Source organism: Flagellimonas sp. B-3, from assembly GCF_056857835.1.
The window spans coordinates 216,834-236,383 of record NZ_JBSXNW010000018.1 but is presented as its reverse complement, the minus strand read 5'-3'; the positions used below and the strand labels follow the sequence as shown (position 1 = coordinate 236,383).

At 41.6% G+C, this 19,550-nt stretch carries 13 protein-coding genes and 1 pseudogene; 10 read left to right on the top strand and 4 right to left on the bottom strand.

Annotated features, from left to right (window positions below; genetic code table 11):
* Positions 1 to 206: 206 nt before the first annotated feature.
* Positions 207 to 1,697, bottom strand: coding sequence for a Na+/H+ antiporter NhaC (gene nhaC, locus AC13CS_RS07240; RefSeq protein ID WP_293163498.1), 1,491 nt, complete (start codon positions 1,695 to 1,697; stop codon positions 207 to 209).
* Between the two features lie 71 nt (positions 1,698 to 1,768).
* Positions 1,769 to 2,989 carry an aminotransferase class I/II-fold pyridoxal phosphate-dependent enzyme gene (locus AC13CS_RS07235; RefSeq protein ID WP_293163495.1) on the bottom strand — a complete coding sequence of 407 codons (1,221 nt, stop codon included), beginning with the start codon at positions 2,987 to 2,989 and terminating at the stop codon, positions 1,769 to 1,771.
* A gap of 150 nt (positions 2,990 to 3,139) precedes the next feature.
* Here AC13CS_RS07235 and AC13CS_RS07230 point away from each other — a divergent pair, with 150 nt between their 5' ends.
* The 3 genes from AC13CS_RS07230 (at position 3,140) to lpdA (ending at position 7,365) form a co-directional block, all read left to right on the top strand.
* Positions 3,140 to 3,604, top strand: a complete 465-nt coding sequence (locus tag AC13CS_RS07230) for an Lrp/AsnC family transcriptional regulator (RefSeq protein ID WP_293163492.1) — start codon at positions 3,140 to 3,142, stop codon at positions 3,602 to 3,604.
* Between the two features lie 277 nt (positions 3,605 to 3,881).
* Positions 3,882 to 5,546 carry a BspA family leucine-rich repeat surface protein gene (locus tag AC13CS_RS07225; RefSeq protein ID WP_293163489.1) on the top strand — a complete coding sequence of 555 codons (1,665 nt, stop codon included), beginning with the start codon at positions 3,882 to 3,884 and terminating at the stop codon, positions 5,544 to 5,546.
* 415 nt (positions 5,547 to 5,961) lie between these two features.
* Positions 5,962 to 7,365 carry a dihydrolipoyl dehydrogenase gene (gene lpdA / locus AC13CS_RS07220; protein WP_293163486.1) on the top strand — a complete coding sequence of 468 codons (1,404 nt, stop codon included), beginning with the start codon at positions 5,962 to 5,964 and terminating at the stop codon, positions 7,363 to 7,365.
* Positions 7,366 to 7,499: 134 nt separating this feature from the next.
* On the opposite strand, the gene AC13CS_RS07215 is transcribed toward lpdA, so the two are convergent.
* Positions 7,500 to 8,696, bottom strand: coding sequence for a heparan-alpha-glucosaminide N-acetyltransferase domain-containing protein (locus tag AC13CS_RS07215; protein WP_293163483.1), 1,197 nt, complete (start codon positions 8,694 to 8,696; stop codon positions 7,500 to 7,502).
* A 130-nt stretch (positions 8,697 to 8,826) separates the two neighbouring features.
* Here AC13CS_RS07215 and AC13CS_RS07210 point away from each other — a divergent pair, with 130 nt between their 5' ends.
* From AC13CS_RS07210 to AC13CS_RS07180, 7 genes and pseudogenes are all read left to right on the top strand, one after another.
* Positions 8,827 to 9,363, top strand: a complete 537-nt coding sequence (locus AC13CS_RS07210) for an NAD(P)H-dependent oxidoreductase (protein ID WP_293163480.1) — start codon at positions 8,827 to 8,829, stop codon at positions 9,361 to 9,363.
* A gap of 3 nt (positions 9,364 to 9,366) precedes the next feature.
* Entirely contained in the window at positions 9,367 to 10,662 is a 1,296-nt protein-coding gene (locus AC13CS_RS07205) for an anthranilate synthase component I family protein (RefSeq protein ID WP_293163477.1), read from the top strand.
* 351 nt (positions 10,663 to 11,013) lie between these two features.
* Positions 11,014 to 12,321 carry a tRNA lysidine(34) synthetase TilS gene (tilS, locus tag AC13CS_RS07200; RefSeq protein WP_293163475.1) on the top strand — a complete coding sequence of 436 codons (1,308 nt, stop codon included), beginning with the start codon at positions 11,014 to 11,016 and terminating at the stop codon, positions 12,319 to 12,321.
* Positions 12,318 to 14,297: a thioredoxin family protein gene (locus tag AC13CS_RS07195; protein WP_293163472.1), complete on the top strand. Its 1,980-nt coding sequence runs from the start codon at positions 12,318 to 12,320 to the stop codon at positions 14,295 to 14,297. Before tilS ends, AC13CS_RS07195 begins: the two co-directional genes overlap by 4 nt.
* 82 nt (positions 14,298 to 14,379) lie before the next feature.
* Positions 14,380 to 16,767 carry a penicillin acylase family protein gene (locus AC13CS_RS07190; RefSeq protein WP_482888701.1) on the top strand — a complete coding sequence of 796 codons (2,388 nt, stop codon included), beginning with the start codon at positions 14,380 to 14,382 and terminating at the stop codon, positions 16,765 to 16,767.
* A gap of 109 nt (positions 16,768 to 16,876) precedes the next feature.
* Positions 16,877 to 18,412: pseudogene (locus AC13CS_RS07185) on the top strand (YifB family Mg chelatase-like AAA ATPase).
* Between the two features lie 190 nt (positions 18,413 to 18,602).
* Positions 18,603 to 19,013, top strand: coding sequence for a hypothetical protein (locus AC13CS_RS07180; RefSeq protein WP_293163466.1), 411 nt, complete (start codon positions 18,603 to 18,605; stop codon positions 19,011 to 19,013).
* Here the strand turns inward: AC13CS_RS07180 and AC13CS_RS07175 are convergent.
* Positions 19,010 to 19,453 (bottom strand): hypothetical protein, encoded by a 444-nt coding sequence (locus tag AC13CS_RS07175; protein ID WP_293163463.1) that lies wholly within the window; start codon positions 19,451 to 19,453, stop codon positions 19,010 to 19,012. The two genes, AC13CS_RS07180 and AC13CS_RS07175, sit on opposite strands and share 4 nt — an antisense overlap.
* Positions 19,454 to 19,550 lie beyond the last annotated feature (97 nt).

The following is a 19,550-nucleotide window of genomic DNA, read 5'->3' as shown; positions in this document are numbered from 1 at the left end:
ATTGATGTTTTTTAAATTTTCGAATAGCAAAAATAAGATGGTTTTTATCGCTTTTACCAGCTTAAAAATCAGTATTTCTTATGGTCGGATAAGTCATGACTATGTCGTAAAAAAGCACCATCAAAATTGAGGTTGTGGCAAAATTGCACATCAATTTTTAACGACTTCTCAATGAAGTCGCGGTATTGAAAAAGCTGAAATAGCATTTATTCAGCAGCCGTGGTGGTAAGTTGCTTGATTTTGATCCGGAAAGCGGCAAAAAGCAACGTCATTATAGGGCTTAACCAATTGAAAATGGCATACAGGAAGTACTCACCGACACCAACACCCAAAACACTGCTGTGGTAGGCTCCACAAGTGTTCCAAGGCACTAGAACAGAGGTCACCGTACCTGAATCTTCCAATGACCGGCTCAGGTTTTCGGGGGCAAGACCACGTTCCTTATAGGCTTTCGAGAACATTTTTCCGGGCACTACAATGGCCAAATACTGGTCGGAAGCGGTTACGTTCAAGGCCAAACAGCTTCCTACGGTGCTTGCGAACAGTCCAAAAGTGGTCTTTGCCAATTTTAAAAGGGATTCCGTGATGCGCTCCAAAGCCCCGATACCGTCCATGATACCACCAAAAACCATAGCACAAACAATCAGCCAAATGGTGCCGAGCATTCCCGACATTCCTCCCGAGGAGAACAAATCATTTAGGGCAGGGTCTTCCGTGGCAATAGATGTATCAACAGTGATGGCGTTTAAGATGCCTTTGTAGCCCGATTCAAAATTTAAAGCTGTGCTTCCGCCAATGTTGGCCACAATGTCCGGCTGAAAAATAAGAGCGAAAACTCCACCAAGCAATGTTCCTACAAGTAGCGCCATTAATGGAGGTGCTTTTTTTACAATCAAACCAATAACGACCAATGGCACTATAAACAACCATCCGTTTATATTGAAGGTTGAGCCAATATTGTTGAGAAGTGAACTGGTGTCCGCAACTCCTGAGGTATCAATGGTAAGCCCAAGAACAATGAAAACAATCAAGGTCACCACGATTGTTGGTACAGTGGTGTACGTCATGTAGCGAATGTGCGAGAACAAATCTCCTCCCGCCATGGCCGGGGCTAAATTGGTGGTGTCGCTCAAAGGAGACATTTTATCTCCAAAATAAGCGCCGGAAAGCACAGCGCCTGCCGTCATTCCCAACGATATGCCCAAGGCATCACCAATGCCAATCAATGCTATGCCTACGGTCGCGGCCGTTGTCCAACTACTTCCGGTTGCAATGGAAATTATGGCGCAAATAACAACGCTAGCTGCCAAAAATATAGTCGGATTGAGAATTTGAAGCCCGTAATAGATCATAGCGGGAATAATACCGCTGACCAACCATGTACCTGAAAGTGCTCCGACCATCAAAAGAATCAACAAGGCACCCGTGGTCGATTTAACATTTTCGGCCACTTCGGCAATCATCCGTTTATAGGAAACCTTATTGAAAATACCGACTATTGCGGCAACCGCACCTCCCATCAACAGAATAAATTGGTTGGAACCGCTTAGGGCATCATCCCCAAAAACATACACATTGTAGGCCAACATAATCACCAAAGCTAAAACGGGTATCAATGCTTCAGCAATGGTCAAATCTTTATTTTCTACAATGTGTTCATCTTCCCTAAACGTTGGTTTTTCCTCTTTATTCGGCATTTGGTCTGAGTTTGTTAGGAGGTAATATTACGATTTTGCACTATGTTGTGCAAACCCCGCATCCCTCCGAATTAAGCCAAACTGGCATCGGGAGACAAAATATCCAACTTTTCCATACAGTTGCGCATTGTAATGTATGTTTTGTGTATGTCGTTGTCCAATCCAATGGAAAAACGGATAAGTCCTTGGGAGAGACCAAGTTCTTTTTGCTCTTCTTCTGGTATTTCGGAAGAGGTGGAGGTTCCGGAAGCACTAAATAATGTCTTGTAGAAACCAAGGCTTACCGCTAAATAACCCAGTTTTTCTTTTTGCATCAATTCCATCAGGGCATTGGCACGTTCCACGGAGCCAACATCTAGGGTAAGCATTCCGCCAAATCCGTATTCTGTATTCATTTGGGATTTCATTAAACTGTGCCCTGAATGACTTTCCAAACCGGGATACACCACCTTTAATCCATCCTTTTCAAATTGTTTGGCCAAATAATGGGCATTTTCGCTATGCTTTTTGATTCTTATATGAAGTGTTCGCATATTCTTCAAGATGGAAGCGGCACGCAAACTGTCCAACGTACTGCCCAAAAGCATTCCTGCCCCGTTGTTCACATCTTTTAGACTGAGACAAAAATCAGTTGTTCCGCAAACGGCTCCAGCAACGCAATCACTACTACCATTGATAAACTTGGTAAGGCTGTGTACAACAATATCTGCTCCCAATTGTGCTGCGTTTATCGTCAAAGGAGAAAAGGTGTTGTCGACCACCAATGGCATCTCGTTCTTTTTGGCAATTTTGGCAAGTGAAGTAATATCAGCTACTTCCAAAAGCGGGTTGCTAATGGCTTCGCAATAGATCATCTTGGTTTTTGGAGTGATGGACCTCGCGACCGTTTCCAAATTGGTAATGTCCATAAAAGAGACGGAGATATTGAATTTTTTCACAAAGTTCTTTAGGAAAGCGTAGGTGCCGCCGTAAATGGTCCTGCTACAAACAATATGGTCACCCGAATTGCACAATTGAAGAATTACAGCTGTTATGGCTCCCATTCCGCTTGCATACACATTTGCAGATTCGGTACCTTCCAGTTGTGCCATGGCCTCGCCCAAGTATAAGTTGGAAGGGGAAGAGTGCCTACTGTAAAGGTAGCAACCTTCGGTATTCCCCTCAAAAGTGTCGAACATAGTCTTTGCTGAGAGAAAAGTATAGGTTGATGAATCTGATATAGAAGGGTTTACACCTCCGAATTCACCAAAATATTGAAGATTTTGTATGTGATCTGATGCTTTGTAGTCCATGATGCGTTGTTTTGGATAAAAATATGAATCATTAGACTTAAAATCAATGGATGTGTTCAAATGGTGATGAATAGTCAATAAATATATAAATATTAGGATATTATTCTGTAAAATTGGAATTTAGCTGTTCCCAATAGAAAAATCGTCGGAATGAAACTGGATAAAATGGATATTGAATTGGTAAGACTGCTCCAAGAGGACTGTAAAAAGACAACAAAACAATATGCAGATGTTTTGCATTTGTCCAAAACAGCCGTTTATGAGCGAATTCGTCGATTGGAGCGCAATGGAGTCATTACCCAATACGCTGCTTTGGTGGACAAACAAAAAGTAGGTAGAGACTTTATGGTACTCTGCCAAATACGTTTGGTACAGCATACCAAGGAGAATGTTCTAAAGTTTGAGCGCGAGGTATTGCAGCTCAAAGAGGTTTCCGAGTGCTTTCATGTGGGGGGCGATTATGACTATATTTTAAAGATTTATGTAAAGGACATGAAAAGTTATCGGGAGTTTATGGTCACTAAATTGACTGCCATAGCCAATATTGGCAATACACAGAGTTCATTCGTTATCAATGAGGTGAAAAATACGCCATCGGTACATATTGGTGGGTGATTTATTCTGTTATTGTGTTACTCTGTTATTAAGTTATTCGGTTTATTGAATTTGACATTTGCCTGTCTGCCGTAGGCATGGAACTTGGTGCTTGAACTTTTTACGTCATTCATATCAACCTCTTCACACTTTGCCCCTTTGTTTTTACCCAACGTCCACCAACCTCATCAACCCAAAACTAGGGTTTATCAATCCAAACAAGGTGTTCGTAAGATCATGCCTAAAAAGTTCGCTTAAACTCTGCATCTTGCTGCAATTACCCTATAAAACTTTAGTCATGAAAAACACATTGAACAAATTTGGAATAACAATAATGGCCTTGGTACTGCTCTGGTCCTGCGAAAAAGATGACGGTCCAAAGTCATTTGCCAATCAGCCCCCTGTTATATACGATCAGTCCTTTCATGTGCCCGAAGCCATAACCGATGGCCAAACGGTAGCCGAAGTAAAGGCATACGATTCCAATATGGGCACCAAACTTACCTATAGTATTTCTGCCAACAGTAATGATATGTTCCAGATTAACGAGACAACAGGTTTGCTAAGCTTAAAAGCGGGCAAGGAACTTGATCTTGAAGCTCCTCAATCTCACAAGATTACCGTTGCAGTAAGCGATGGAGAAAGGGAGGATACAGGCCAAATCACCATTTGCGATTGTGTGCCCGTTTTTGCACAGGAAGACTATGAGTTTGAGGTAAGCGAAGACATATCAACAGAAGAATTGATCCACACCTTTGAGGTCGAAGATGCCGACACGGATATAGCAGATCTTGTTTTTAACATTCCCACCAACGACAATGGCCTGTTTGCTATCAACGAAGCAGGTGAACTAAGCTTGGCAGCAGGACAACAGCTCGATTATGAAACAAGCAAAGAACACCACATTACCGTAAGTGTTGAAGATGATAATGCGACCGTGGAAGTAGCGGTGAAAATTATAGTTATAAATGATGGAGATACCTTGGCCGAAGATCCTAAGTCTTTTGTCACCACTTGGAAGACCGAGACCGATGGGGACGAAATTATGTTTCAAATAATAAATAACTATTACACTTACAACTATACCATAGATTGGGGCGATGGAACAATAGAGGAGCTTACTGAGGCTGATGGACATCCTTCCCATATCTATGCCGCTGCTGGCACCTATACCGTGGCCATATATGGTGAATTTCCAACTGTTCTTTTTAACAACCCAGAATATTCTTCGAAACTTGAAAGCTTGGAACAATGGGGCATTATACAGTGGGAATATTTAAACTATATTTTTGGCAATTGTGAAAACATGGTTTATAATGCCACAGACGTACCGGATTTATCCAAGGTAACCAAAATGACCGGTATGTTCTATGGGGCCAATTCTTTTAACGGGGATCTTAGTGACTGGGACGTGAGCCATGTGACCAATATGAGGGCAATGTTCTATGGGGCCACTTCCTTTAACGGGGATCTTAGCGGCTGGGATGTTAATAATGTGAATACCATGGAAAATATGTTCAATGGGGCTACTTCCTTTAACGGAGATTTAAGTGCTTGGAGCACAAAATTAGGTAATGTGACGAGTATGACTGGAATGTTTAATGGAGCCACCTCTTTTAATGGTGATGTCAGTAGTTGGGATGTTAATAATGTGAATACCATGGAAAATATGTTTTCAGGAGCCACTTCCTTTGACGGGGACTTAAGCAATTGGAATATTGGTAAGGTAGAATTAATGGATGGTATGTTGGATAATTCGGGATTGTCCAAAGAAAACTTCAATGCCCTGTTGATGGGCTGGAGCAATTTTGTGGAGCAGAACAACGGACCTTATAATATAACTTTTGGAGCCAACGGACTTACTCTTTGTGGTACTGAAGCCCTTGAGGCAGGACTTAAGCTAGAGAATGACTACAATTGGAATTTTACTGGAGATCAAGTTTTTGAGGAAACATGTAATTGATTTTTAAAATAGGTTTTGAAGCATGCCGCCGAAGTGCCTACTGGTTTTTCGGTGGTTTTGTTTTTTAAAAGTCAGAAGTCGGTTTGCAGTAAGCAGTAGCAGTTTGCAGTGGGCAGTAACCCAATAACTTGGTCCGAAATGTCATGTTGAGCGCAGTCGAAACGTCCGAAAGTCGGAAGTACGCAGTACGTAGTAACTCTGAACCTGTGTCTTGGTTCTTGGCTCTTTTCTCTTTGTTCTTGAACTTGGCACTTGAACTTGGCACTTGAACTTGACACTTGAACCTGACACTTGAACTTGACACTTGTTTCTTTTCCCACAGAATAGTTTAGGACTGTCCCGAAAAACATTTGTATTTTTACAGTTGTTTTTAAAGAACAGATTTTTTAAGAATCATCCTTACAAATAATACAATATGAATCAATATGATGTAGCTATCATCGGCTCTGGACCTGGAGGCTATGTAGCGGCCATTCGATGTGCCCAATTGGGAATGAAAACCGCAATAATAGAAAAGTACGCTGTGCTTGGCGGTACATGCTTAAACGTAGGATGTATTCCTTCCAAAGCGCTTTTGGACTCATCGCACCATTATGAAGATGCAGTTAAGCACTTCGAGGAACACGGTATCGATATTCCAGGGGAGGTAAAAGTGAACTTGAAGCAAATGATTGCCCGTAAACAAGCTGTTGTGGACCAAACCACCAAGGGAGTCGAGTTTTTGATGAGCAAAAACAAGATTGATGTTTACCATGGCGTAGGAAGTTTTAAGGATGCCACACACATAAATATTGCCAAAAAAGACGGTGAAGAGACCATCGAGGCTAAGAATACCATTATAGCCACGGGTTCCAAACCTTCTTCCCTGCCTTTCATTGAAATTGATAAAGAAAGAGTGATTACCTCAACCGAAGCCCTAAAACTTAAGGAGGTTCCAAAACACTTGATCGTGATAGGCGGAGGGGTAATCGGTTTGGAATTGGGTCAGGTATACAAGCGCTTGGGTGCAGATGTTACCGTAGTGGAATTTATGGATCGCATTATCCCCGGCATGGATGGCGCTTTGTCCAAAGAACTCACCAAAGTGATGAAAAAGCAAAAGGTGAAATTTAATCTGTCCCACAAAGTGAAATCAGTGGAGCGCAAAGGTGACGAGGTAATTGTAAAAGCCGATGACAAAAAGGGCAAAGAAGTTACCATTTCCGGTGATTATTGCCTGGTGTGCGTTGGCCGTAAACCGTATACCGATGGATTGAATGCCGAAGCTGCGGGCGTAAAATTGGATGATAAGGGCAGAGTAGAGGTGAATGAACATTTGCAGACCAATGTCTCCAACATTTATGCAATTGGAGACGTGGTAAAAGGTGCCATGTTGGCCCATAAGGCTGAAGAAGAAGGTACCATGGTCGCTGAATTACTGGCAGGCCAAAAACCTCATATAGATTATAACCTTATACCAGGTGTTGTTTATACTTGGCCAGAAGTTGCCGCTGTGGGCAAAACAGAGGAGCAATTAAAAGAAGAAGGCGTAGCATATAAATCAGGTCAGTTTCCGATGCGTGCCTTGGGAAGGGCCCGTGCCAGCATGGATATTGATGGTTTTGTGAAGATCCTTGCCGATAAAAACACCGACGAAGTACTGGGCGTTCACATGATCGGGGCACGTTGTGCCGATTTGATTGCCGAAGGTGTTACCGCAATGGAATTCAGGGCGTCGGCCGAGGATATTTCTCGAATGAGCCATGCCCACCCAACCTTTGCCGAAGCCGTTAAGGAAGCTGCATTGGCCGCAACTGACGATAGGGCTTTGCATGCTTAAGTAAAAAATGCTGCTTGAAAAGTTGGTTTTCGTCAACCTGAATTTGCCCGTCCGCGGGTAAGCAGGAATTCAGAATGACATATTTCAATCATTGATAACCTCAAAGCATTCAGTCTTAGGATTGGATGCTTTTTTTAGCTTCTGACCGTACGTAAAACTCTTCTGAGGAATAGTCTAACTCTAATAAAAAGCTCCCGTAGCACAGGTGTAGAGGCCTCTTTCAAATCAGTAATCTGGATTTTGGCATAAGAAATGCCCAAAGCAAGCTGTGATTTGATATTCGCTTCGTATCGGTTGTACTGTAACGATAAAAATGTACAAACCATCATAAAAGCGAGAGCGCCTGCAACCACAATTTCAGGCGAAAGAGAATGTTTAAAGAAACGGTACAGCCCCAATCCAGTGAAACTTCCATAAAGTACAACAAAATGAATCACGTAGATGGAAAGTGTACTTGCACCAATTTTCAGAACTGTTTTGTTCGTCATAAACTGGCGAAGAATCATAAATACGGCAAAAACAACAAACACATTACCCAAACGGATAAATAAATAGTTGTTGGATAGTATTAAGTTGAACAATTCCAACCCGGTCCATCCATAAAGTCCTTTAAAAACATTGGAAGATTGGTATATTAAAAAATAGCCAACCACCAACGCTATGGAAATCGCCGCAGGGTATAAATATTTATAGTTTTTAAATCGCGTAAAAAGTACCGAGATAAAGGCACCCAAAGTAGTATATCCAAACCAAGGGATGATGGTAAACACAGAACCATTGGCCTTGGTGAAATAATTGGCGATAAAATCGGGTAAAAAAGCAAAAGTCCAATCCTTGTAAACCCGTTCGAACAGAAAAAGCAACAAAGTAATGCTGACCAGAACAACAGGGAACATATATTTTTTTCTATTGGCCGTAAGCACATAAACACCGATCAAACCTAAAATTGATAGACCAATACAATGCAATACATCTACCAAATAAAACGAATCGTAAATTTCACCTTTAAAGAGACCTCCAAGATTCAAGCGTAGTAAGTAACCAATGGCCAATAGCTGTAGTCCACGACTAATACCTTTGGAAACCCTTGGGTTTTCCATTCCGTTTTGTGGAACCCGAATCAATAAATAAGTAAATATAAAGCCAGAAACGGTAAAGAAAACAGGAGCGGTAATTCCTCTAAAATATAGCCAAACATTGTAAACAGAATTGCTTGAGTCCCTAAAAACAGGATCCAACAAACCATCGATGAAGTGCCCTTGCAACATCATCAAAATGGCCCATGCGCGCATGGCGTCTATAAAAAATAACCTGTTATTCTTGGCTGTCATTTGGTTCACATTCAACCTATATACTTGTTTAGCAGGTAGTTTGGATGTTCTTTGCGCCAAAAATATGCAAAATAGTCGCATGTCTGCTTCAATCGGGCTATTTTAGCGAAACAATCAATGATTTTATACTATGGCTGCAATTTTGGCATTTGCCGGGAGCAATTCTTCCACTTCTATCAATTTTAAATTAGTAAAACTCACGACTGCATTAGTGCAAAACCATGATATCCAGACGCTAGACATGGCAGAACATCCTTTTCACATGTTCAGTGAAGACCTTGAAAAAGAAGAGGGGTATTCCGCTTCGTTGAAGGAATTGAAAGAACAGATCAATAATGCAGGTGGCCTGATTTTGTCCGTTAACGAACATAACGGAAACCCTTCGGCCTACTTTAAAAATGTATTGGATTGGCTTTCCCGCATGGACCGCAAGTTTTTGGAGGGCACAAAGGTGCTGTTAATGTCCACTTCCGGAGGTAAGAGAGGGGGAAAAGGTTCCTTGACGGTGGTTGAAAATATGCTGCCGAGGTTTGGCGCGGAAATCGCAGCGACTTTTTCCTTGCCATCTTTTTATGATAATTTTAGTGAAGAAGGCATTTTGGACGAAGCCTTAAAAGAGGAACACCAAAATGCATTGAACACCTTTTTGGATTCGTTAAAACAATAGGTATTGCGAACACACCGTTCCTTTAAGACAGATTCCCTTTTACAAAGTAAAAAGGCATTGTTGCAATGGTCCAGGGCTTACCAGAGCGTAATATGGTTGGACAGTAACTCGCACCGAGATACATATTCCAGTTTCGAAGCCTGCTTGGCCGTTGGCGCATCCCAAGTATTGATGGGTATTGATGAGCTTCAAACTTTTGTGGACCGGCAAAAGGATTGGGTTTTTGGGTATTTTTCCTATGATTTTAAAAATGAATTGGAAGATTTGATTTCCGAAAATTTAGATGTTCTTGGATTTCCAATGCTGCAATTTTATCAACCCAACAAAATTATAATGGTTGATGATGGACAGCTTCATTTTAAGTATTTGAACGCTTTTGCCCACCAAATTGAAGCCGATTATGCCGAAATCACCAATTTTCGGCAGATGGATTTCTCAAATAAACAGCCAAGCGACCCCATTAAAATTAAAATGCGGATTCATAAGGACGCCTATTTTGAAAAAGCCAACCGTTTTTTGGAGCATATCCACCGTGGCGATATTTATGAAGCTAATTTTTGTCAGGAATTTTACGCAGAAGATATTTCCATTGACCCTTGGCATACCCATCACAAACTAAACAGCATTTCCGAACCACCGTTTGCCGTATTTGCGAGGTTAAGGGATATGTATTTGATGTGTGCTTCGCCCGAACGGTACATTAAAAAAATGGGGCAAAAAGTGATTTCACAACCCATAAAAGGAACTGCGCCACGTGGAAAAGATGAAGAGGATGATCAAAAAATCAAAAAAGAATTGTCCCGAGATGAAAAAGAGCGCTCAGAGAACATCATGATTACGGATTTAGTCCGCAACGATCTGTCCAAAAGCGCTTTAAAAGGTTCTGTGCAAGTCGAAGAGCTCTGTAAACCATACACTTTTAAGCAAGTACATCAGTTGATTTCCACCGTAGTTTCAAAGGTTCCAAAGGATAAGAATTCCATAGAACTGATTAAAGAAACTTTCCCCATGGGTAGTATGACGGGTGCTCCAAAGATTTCAGCAATGAAAATTATTGAAGATTTGGAGGAAACCAAACGAGGTTTGTACAGCGGGGCCGTAGGTTATTTTGACCCACTCGGAGATTTTGATTTTAACGTAGTGATTCGGAGTATTCTGTACAATGCAACAAAAAAGTATATATCCTTTTCTGTTGGAAGTGCCATTACTGCAAAATCCGACCCAGAAAAGGAATACGAAGAATGCTTGCTTAAAGCTAAAGCTATGCGGACCGTTTTGGAGGAAAGGGGATGGGGTTGATAGTGAGTTCAAGTGTCAAGTTCAAAATCAAGCGTCAAGTTCAAGGACAGAAAATTCGTGATGATTCGTGGAATTGGTGTCAAAAAGGTGAAAGGGCGAAGGGTAAAAGTTGAATGGTTACTCATTGTTTATTGACACGAATTTCACTTATTGCTCGAATACCGCTGCGCTTTGGACATAAGAACCAAGACTTCTGAAGTTAGGAGTTATTGGTTACAGCGGATTGCCTACTGCTTACTGTCAACTGCTTACTGCCAACTGCCAAATCAAATTCCAATAATGCAACAACAAAATAACTTAGTAACGTAATAACACAGCCGCAAGGCTAAGGTTTATTCGTAAATTCGCGCTATGTTCCCAAAATTCAAACAGCACATAAACAGCGAGATGCCCTTTCTGAAGGGGAAAAGGCTCCTAGTGGCCTGTAGTGGCGGGGTGGACAGTGTTGTGCTAGCCCATTTGTGTATTGCTGCCGATATGGATATTGCCTTGGTCCATTGTAACTTTAACCTACGGGACGAAGAAAGTGATGGTGACGAAGCGTTTGTGCGTCAACTGGCATCCGATTTTGGTATTGAAGTCTTTGTGATGTTATTTGAGACCGAGAAATATGCCGAAACCCAGCGTTTGTCCGTACAGATGGCAGCAAGGGAGTTGCGTTACCAATGGTTTTCGGATTTGATAAAAACCAAAGGTTTCGATTATATTTTAACGGCCCACCATGCGGATGATAGTTTGGAGACCTTTTTGATCAATCTATCCCGTGGTACGGGAATTGAAGGTCTTTCCGGTATTCCTGAAGTGAACGAACATGTGGTTCGGCCGTTGCTACCCTTTTCCCGAAGCGAGATTTTGACCTATGCCAAGTCGGAAAAGATTGTTTGGCGAGAGGACAGCAGCAATGCCAGTACCAAATACCTTCGGAACAAGATTCGTCATCAAATTGTGCCCGTTTTAAAAGAATTGCATCCCACTTTTTTACAAAATTTCCTGACTACCCAAAATCATTTGCAACAATCAAGCGATTTGGTCCTTAATCATATAAATGAATTAAAGTCCAAGTTGTTTGAGCAGCGAGATGGTGATATTAAAATTAGCATTGCAGCACTGGAACAACTACAACCGTTGGATGCTTACTTGTATGGACTGTTCAAAGATTATGGGTTTACAGAATGGAACGATGTAAAAGATCTGTTGAAAGCCATGAGCGGCAAGCAAGTAGTTTCCAAAACACACCGATTGCTCAAGGACAGGGATTTTCTGATTCTTTCTGAAATAAAGAACACGGTAAACGGAACATACCTTGTCCATATAGATGGAACTCCATCCGAGTTGCCCATCAAACTAAAGCTGGAAAATGTTGAGACCTTAGAAAAACAGGGGCGAAATGTCGTATTTTTGGATAAGGAAAAGTTAAACTTTCCGTTAGTGTTAAGAAATTGGGAAAAAGGCGACTATTTTTATCCCTTCGGGATGCAAGGCAAGAAAAAACTGTCCAAATTTTTTAAGGATGAAAAACTGGATGTGATTTCCAAAGAAAAGCAATGGTTGCTCTGCTCAAATAATGATATTGTTTGGGTTGTGGGCAAACGTGCAGACGAACGATTCAAGGTTGAGGATTCAACCCGAGAAATAATAAAGATTACCCAACTTACATGAGATTACTTGTACTCTTTTTAGGATTATTCTTCATCAATTTAACCACATTCGCCCAAACGGATGAGAATCCAGCAGTTTGGACCCACGAAGTACATAAATTGTCCGATACCGAATACGAGTTGGTGTTCAAGGGCAAAATTATGGATGGCTGGCACGTATATTCGCAATACACGGCCGAAGGAGGTTCCTTGCCCAGCGAATTTTCTTTTGAAAAAGCAGGCGAGGACTACGAACTTATTGGTAAAACCGAAGAAAGTGAGACCATAAAGGAGTATAGCGATATTTTTGAGGTAGAAGAGACCTTTTTCAAAAAAGAGGCCGTCTTCACCCAAAAGATAAAGTTGCTTGATCCAGAGGTCAATCAAATTTCGGTAAACCTGTTTTATCAGATTTGTAAGGAAGTCTGTCTACCTGTAGATTATCTTTTTCAAATTTCGTTGGATGGGAGTGGCTTTGTGGTCGAAGAAGCGTCCTTGGATGAACGAAGTGTAGCTTTGGGCGAGTCCCTCAAATTGGATTTAAAGAACAAAAACCTCTTGAATCAAAATGGAGTATCCGATTCCGAAGGAAAGTCCAACTTATGGGTGATTTTTGGATTGGGATTCATCGGAGGACTTATTGCATTGTTGACACCCTGTGTGTTCCCCATGATTCCATTAACGGTTTCCTTTTTCACCAAACAAACCCAGAACAAATCCAAGGGAATAGGCAATGCCTTACTGTACGGATTCTTTATCGTTTTAATTTATTTTTTGTTGAGTTTGCCGTTCCACTTGTTCAATTCGGTGGACTCACAAATTTTGAATACCATAGCCACCAATATTTGGCTCAACGTATTCTTCTTTGTCATTTTTGTGTTTTTTGCCTTTTCATTTTTTGGGTATTACGAACTCACCTTGCCCAGCTCATGGGCCAATAAAATGGATTCTGCATCATCCAAAGTAGGAGGGGGGCTGGGTATCTTTTTTATGGCATTGACCTTGGCAATCGTATCTTTTTCGTGTACAGGACCCATTTTGGGCGGACTTTTGGGCAGTACAACCCTTGCCGAAGGCAATGTGGCCACAAACTTAACATCGGGAATGGTCGGTTTCGGCTTGGCTTTGGCCTTGCCATTTGCTTTGTTCGCCATGTTCCCGGCTTGGTTGAATTCCTTGCCAAAATCCGGCGGTTGGATGACCACCGTTAAAGTAGTGCTCGGCTTTTTGGAGCTGGCCTTGGCCTTCAAATTTCTGTCAAATGCCGATTTAGTGGGGAACTGGGGCATTTTTAAACGGGAAATATTTGTGGGGATATGGGTAGTGCTCTTTGTTTTGATGACATTATACCTCTTTGGAATCTTCAGATTTCCGCACGATGGGCCCAAGAAAAATTTGTCACCAGCCAGAAAGATAGTAGGCTTGTTAAGCTTTGCTTTTAGCGTTTACTTGATTCTTGGTCTTTTCAACATCACCCAATTAAAATTGCTGAGTGGTTTTCCTCCGCCAAGTTTTTACAGCGTTGTGGAAACAGAAAGCGATTGTCCGTTAGGATTGGATTGCTTTAAGGATTTTGAGGAAGGCCTGACTCATGCGCAAGAGGTGAACAAACCCATTTTGCTCGATTTTACGGGGTGGGCCTGTGTAAATTGTAGAAAAATGGAAGAAAACGTCTGGAGCGACCCCGATATTTACCCCATTATTAAAGAGGATTACGTGTTGATTTCCCTTTATGTAGATGATAGAAAAGAACTTCCAGAGGAGCACCAATTCGATTTTAAATACGATTCTGGAAGGGTAAAAGCCATAGAGACCATTGGTCAAAAATGGGGAACATTCCAGACGATCAATTTCAATGCGGCATCGCAGCCATATTATGTGCTACTTTCTCCAAACTTGGAAATTTTAAACGAAGCGGTACAGTATGTAGATGCTGAAACTTATGAGAAATGGTTGAAATCTGGCTTGGAAAAACACCATCTTTCCATGAACAAATAATTGATATTTGTCAATATTTTTTTTCAACCATCTAAAAAAATAATTATACCTTAGGATGGATTAATAGACTTAACCCATCTTCGTGAAAAACTACAAAAAGATTCTTCTTGTTCTTGCAGGATTGCTTCTACTTGTAATTATTGGCATTGCTATATTTATTAACAGTCTTAAACCAGATTATGGTGGAGAAAAAACCTTGTCGGGTCTCTCCAATGAGGTAACCACTTATTTTGACCCCTACGGGATTCCCCATATTTATGCAGATAATGAAACAGATGCCATAAGAGCATTGGGCTATGTACATGCCCAAGATAGATTATGGCAAATGGAATTGTTGCGAAGGGTGGCCAAAGGACAACTTTCCGAAGTTTTTGGTGCGGACATGATCAAAACCGACAAGTTTTTCCTGTCTTTGGGTATTGCCGACCATACCAAAGAAACAATAGCAGCATTGGACATGCAGAGTGAGGCCATAAAGCTGTCTCAAGCTTATTTGGATGGCATTAATGAGTTTATAAAAAACGGGCCAACACCTATTGAGTTTTATTTGACAGGGATTGAAAAAAAGCCATTCACCATTGAAGATGTCTACAATGCCGTTGGATATATGGCGTTTAGTTTTGCCATGGCGCACAAAACGGACCCCTTATTGACAAGTATGCGCAATAAACTAGGTGAGGAGTATATTGATGACTTGGCCGTACATTCGGATACTTCCACGGTTTGGATTAAAAACTTTAAGGGAGTCGAAATAGATACTTTGGGAACAAATATTACCGCAAGTGTAACGGCAGCTTTGGATAAACTTCCCATTCCGCAGTTTGAAGGGAGCAATAGCTGGGTGGTAGCTCCACAGAAGACCAAAAACGGTAAAGTGATTTTGGCCAACGACCCACATATAGGTTTCGCCCAACCCTCTGTATGGTACGAGGCCCATGTAAGTACCCCGGCCTATGAAAAATATGGGTATCATTTAGCTGGAGTTCCTTTTCCATTGTTAGGCCATGATAGAAAGCTGGCCTACGGCCTCACCATGTTCGAGAATGACGATATTGATTTTTATTACGAAGAAACCCATCCATCCGACAGTACTAAATACAAAACCTTAGAGGGCTGGAAGGATTATGAATTTATCCATAAAACCATCAAAGTAAAGGATGGGGATGATGTGGTTTTCAATTATAAGAAAACGCATCACGGCCCTGTTCTAAATAACATTGCCGACCAAATTTCCAAAGAACGGCCCGTGGCCATGTCTTGGATATACACCAAACCCAAAAATAGGGTGATGCACGCTCTTTACAGTATGAGCCATGCCGCCGATATGGAGGAGTTTAAAAGCGCCTTGCCCAACATCCATGCACCTGGACTTAATGTAATGTATGGCGATGCCGAGGGCAATGTGGCCTGGTGGGCTACAGCAAAACTTTACGAAATGCCCGATGGCCTATCCACCAAGTTTATTTTGGATGGAACCACAGGGAAAGAGGAGCCGCTACGTTATTTGGACTTTTCAGAAAATCCCAGGGCCGAAAACCCACCTTGGAATTATGTGTATTCTGCCAACAATCAACCAGATTCTATTGCAGGAATGTTGTATCCTGGCTATTATTTGCCCGAGAACCGTGCCAAGCGAATAGTTCAACTACTCGACGCAAAAGACGATTGGGACAAGGAGTCCATTTCAAAAATGATGCTGGATGTTACTTCGCCGGTAAACACGGAATTGGTTACAGAATTGATAAAACTGTTGGATGTAACCCATTTAACCACCGAACAGTTGGTTATGGTAGATTCTTTAAAGAATTGGAACGGAAAATACGCTTTAACGAGTACTAGTCCAACACTTTACCATAGAGCACTCTATTTTATGATAAAGAATACCATGGAGGACGAGCTTGGGCCAGAAATGTTCAAACAGTTTTTGAAAACTCATTTGTTCAAAAGACAGATTGCTTGGGGAGCCAAAATGGAAAATGGGAAATGGTGGGACAACATAAACACTAAGGAGATTACTGAAACAAGACAGGACATAATCATTAAATCCTTTGCCGATGCTTGGAGTTCCCTAGTTAAGGACTTTGGCCCCGACCCTAGCCAGTGGACTTGGGATAAAGTACACACTCTGGAGCACCAACACCCGTTTGGGCAAGTAGCGTCGCTCCGTAAATATTTTAATGTGGGCCCGTTCCCGGTTACAGGAACTCGTGAGGTCATCAACAACCTATCGTTCCCTTATGACAGCACAGGATTTTACAAAGTAAGTTCTGGTCCGTCCACAAGACGTGTCATTGATTTTTCGGATGTGGAGAACAGTATCAGCATATTACCAACGGGGCAATCCGGAAACCCTTTTAGCAAACACTACGATGATCAAGCCGAAATGTATGTCAATGGAAAGTTCCGTAAAATGATGATGAACAAGCAAGAAATCCAAGAAACCGCTGCATCCATTTTGATCTTCCGTTAATTCAAAACGGGCATTCGTCAATTCAAATCGGGGTATTCGTCAAAAGGGAGTTCTTTTTGAAGTGGGATTGGCTATTTTTCAGTCTTTTTTCAACTAGAGAAATTCCATCATGCTCATAAAAGTTTACGGTAGTGCCGTATTTGGCATTGAGGCAACCACCATTGTCGTAGAGGTCAACATAGATAAAGGCATTGGGTATCACTTGGTAGGATTGCCCGATAATGCCATAAAGGAAAGTAACTACCGGATTGCGGCGGCTCTTCAAAACAATGGTTACCGAATTCCCGGCAAAAAAATCACCATCAACATGGCTCCGGCCGATTTAAGAAAAGAAGGGTCGGCCTACGATCTTACTTTGGCCATTGGTATTTTGGCGGCATCTGGCCAGATCCGTTCAGAAGACATTAATAAATATTTGATCATGGGAGAGCTTTCTTTGGACGGAAGCCTACAACCCATAAAAGGTGCTTTGCCCATTGCCATAAAAGCCAAGGAAGAGGGGTTTGAAGCATTTATTTTACCCAAAGAAAATGCGAACGAAGCTGCTGTAGTGGATGGGCTGAAAGTGTACGGTGTGGAAAACATAAAGGAGGTTATCGACTTTTTTGATGCAGATGTGCCACTGCAACAGACCAAGATAGATACAAGACGGGAGTTTTACGAGCATCTTCATCTTCCTGAGTTTGATTTTGCCGATGTAAAGGGGCAAGAAAGCATAAAGCGATGTATGGAAATTGCCGCTGCAGGTGGGCACAATATTATTTTGATCGGTCCACCCGGGGCAGGAAAAACCATGTAGGCGAAGCGATTACCCTCCATTTTGCCTCCGATGACGCTTCACGAAGCCTTGGAAACCACTAAAATACATAGTGTTGTGGGGAAAGTTAAAAATAAGGGGTTGATGAGCCAACGCCCATTTCGCAATCCCCATCATACGATTAGTAGCGCAGCTTTAGTAGGAGGGGGAAGCTATCCCCAACCCGGGGAAATATCGTTGTCGCACAATGGCGTGCTGTTTTTGGATGAACTTCCAGAGTTTGAACGTCGGGTTTTGGAGGTGATGCGACAGCCCATGGAAGACAGGGAAGTGACCATTGCACGGGCGCAGTTTACGGTAACCTATCCCAGTAGCTTTATGTTGGTAGCCAGTATGAATCCGAGTCCTGGAGGCTATTTTAACGACCCCGATGCTCCAGTGACTTCCAGTCCTGCGGAAATGCAACGGTATTTGGGAAAAATATCGGGTCCGTTGTTGGATAGAATAGACATCCATATTGAAGTAACCCCTGTTCCTTTTGACAAATTGTCCGAAGAGCGAAAAGGGGAGAGTAGTGTTGTAATAAGAAAAAGGGTGGAAGCCGCACGCGAGATCCAAACCCAAAGATTTCAAGAAGTTGAAGGCATCCATTACAACGCTCAAATGGGCACGAAACACATTAGAAAGTTCTGTAAGTTGAATGAGTCTTCCAAAAACCTTTTAAAAGATGCCATGCAGCGTTTAAACCTTTCTGCTAGGGCTTACGACCGCATTTTGAAGGTATCCCGCACCATAGCTGATTTGGAACAGTCCGAAGATGTAGTGGAAAATCATATTTCTGAGGCTATCCAATACCGTAGTTTGGACAGGGAAGGTTGGTTGGGTTGATTGGAACAAACCACATCAAAAGAAAATCGTATTGGATAAAATATAGTTTAAAGAGCTGTTCTTCAACAAATTCGCAATAGCACAACCTTAATTGGAAAGATACTCAAGGAAATAGTTAAATGTTGATTAAACGTCTGTTATTAAATGTCTTATGCCTTATTTTTGCACGATTTTATAAAATTCAGAGAATATGCAATGTGTGGAATTGAACCCAGTAGGGAACTTTGACCCTTGGGAGCAAGAAAGGATTGATGAGTTGCTACATCAAGAAATTAAGGAATCGTTGAGCAATAGATTGGTTTTTGAAGACGAGAGCATAAAATTATGGGATTTGCACTTGGCTCCTGGGAATCGACTTTCTTTTAGAAGACACAATACCAATTATGGTTGGGTATGTACCACCGGAGGTTTGGTGATCACCCGTTACGGCAACGGAAAAATAGATATGATCAAATTAAACCCCGGCGATACCGATTTCTTTGAAAATAGGGGCAAAGACTACATCAACGACTTGGAGAATATCGGAGAGCATACCATGGTCATCAATATTTTGGAATACAAGCAAACCAAAAGGGAGGACAGTATACAGTTCTGCAATTAAATTGCCTTAATATTAGCCTTTAAGCCTGCAATAATGCCCAAAATGTTTTCTACGGTTTCATCTAAGTAGTATTTAATGGCCAAATGTGGAATTCTTATGGTGGTAAACCCATTCTTAAAAGAATGCATGGCATCTTCCAGATCGTTTATTGCCTGTTCATGGGTTATCATATTGTAATTCTTGTCAATCTCAATGTTGAGTTTAACACGGGAAATCGCAATATCAACTGATCTTTTTCCATCCCACCACTCCAGCATAGGGTGAACTCCGGCGTCTTTTAAGGCGTAAAACAAATGTATGGCGTCAATTGGGGTGTCATTGTCGAGTATTACTTTTTTGATCAGTTTTGTATGTCGTTCGCAAAGCGCTACACCTAAAGACTCTTTCGAATCCTTAAACTGTTGGGGGTTAATGTCTTTGCCGCAATCCTTACATGTCATAAGTTTTTGTCAAGTTTAAGTCTAAGTATGATTTGGTGATATTATAACTTTGAGATTCTTGAAATAGTATAAAAATTCGATGTACGGCAATCCACTT

Excerpts from the sequence above, each read along its gene's own strand:
- AC13CS_RS07230 (WP_293163492.1), top strand. The coding sequence starts at position 3,140 with ATGAAACTGGATAAAATGGATATTGAATTGGTAAGACTGCTCCAAGAG.
- lpdA (WP_293163486.1), top strand. The coding sequence starts at position 5,962 with ATGAATCAATATGATGTAGCTATCATCGGCTCTGGACCTGGAGGCTAT.
- AC13CS_RS07195 (WP_293163472.1), top strand. The coding sequence starts at position 12,318 with ATGAGATTACTTGTACTCTTTTTAGGATTATTCTTCATCAATTTAACC.
- AC13CS_RS07215 (WP_293163483.1), bottom strand. The coding sequence starts at position 8,696 with ATGACAGCCAAGAATAACAGGTTATTTTTTATAGACGCCATGCGCGCA.
- nhaC (WP_293163498.1), bottom strand. The coding sequence starts at position 1,697 with ATGCCGAATAAAGAGGAAAAACCAACGTTTAGGGAAGATGAACACATT.
- AC13CS_RS07175 (WP_293163463.1), bottom strand. The coding sequence starts at position 19,453 with ATGACATGTAAGGATTGCGGCAAAGACATTAACCCCCAACAGTTTAAG.
- AC13CS_RS07210 (WP_293163480.1), top strand. The coding sequence starts at position 8,827 with ATGGCTGCAATTTTGGCATTTGCCGGGAGCAATTCTTCCACTTCTATC.
- AC13CS_RS07225 (WP_293163489.1), top strand. The coding sequence starts at position 3,882 with ATGAAAAACACATTGAACAAATTTGGAATAACAATAATGGCCTTGGTA.
- AC13CS_RS07180 (WP_293163466.1), top strand. The coding sequence starts at position 18,603 with ATGCAATGTGTGGAATTGAACCCAGTAGGGAACTTTGACCCTTGGGAG.
- tilS (WP_293163475.1), top strand. The coding sequence starts at position 11,014 with ATGTTCCCAAAATTCAAACAGCACATAAACAGCGAGATGCCCTTTCTG.
- AC13CS_RS07235 (WP_293163495.1), bottom strand. The coding sequence starts at position 2,989 with ATGGACTACAAAGCATCAGATCACATACAAAATCTTCAATATTTTGGT.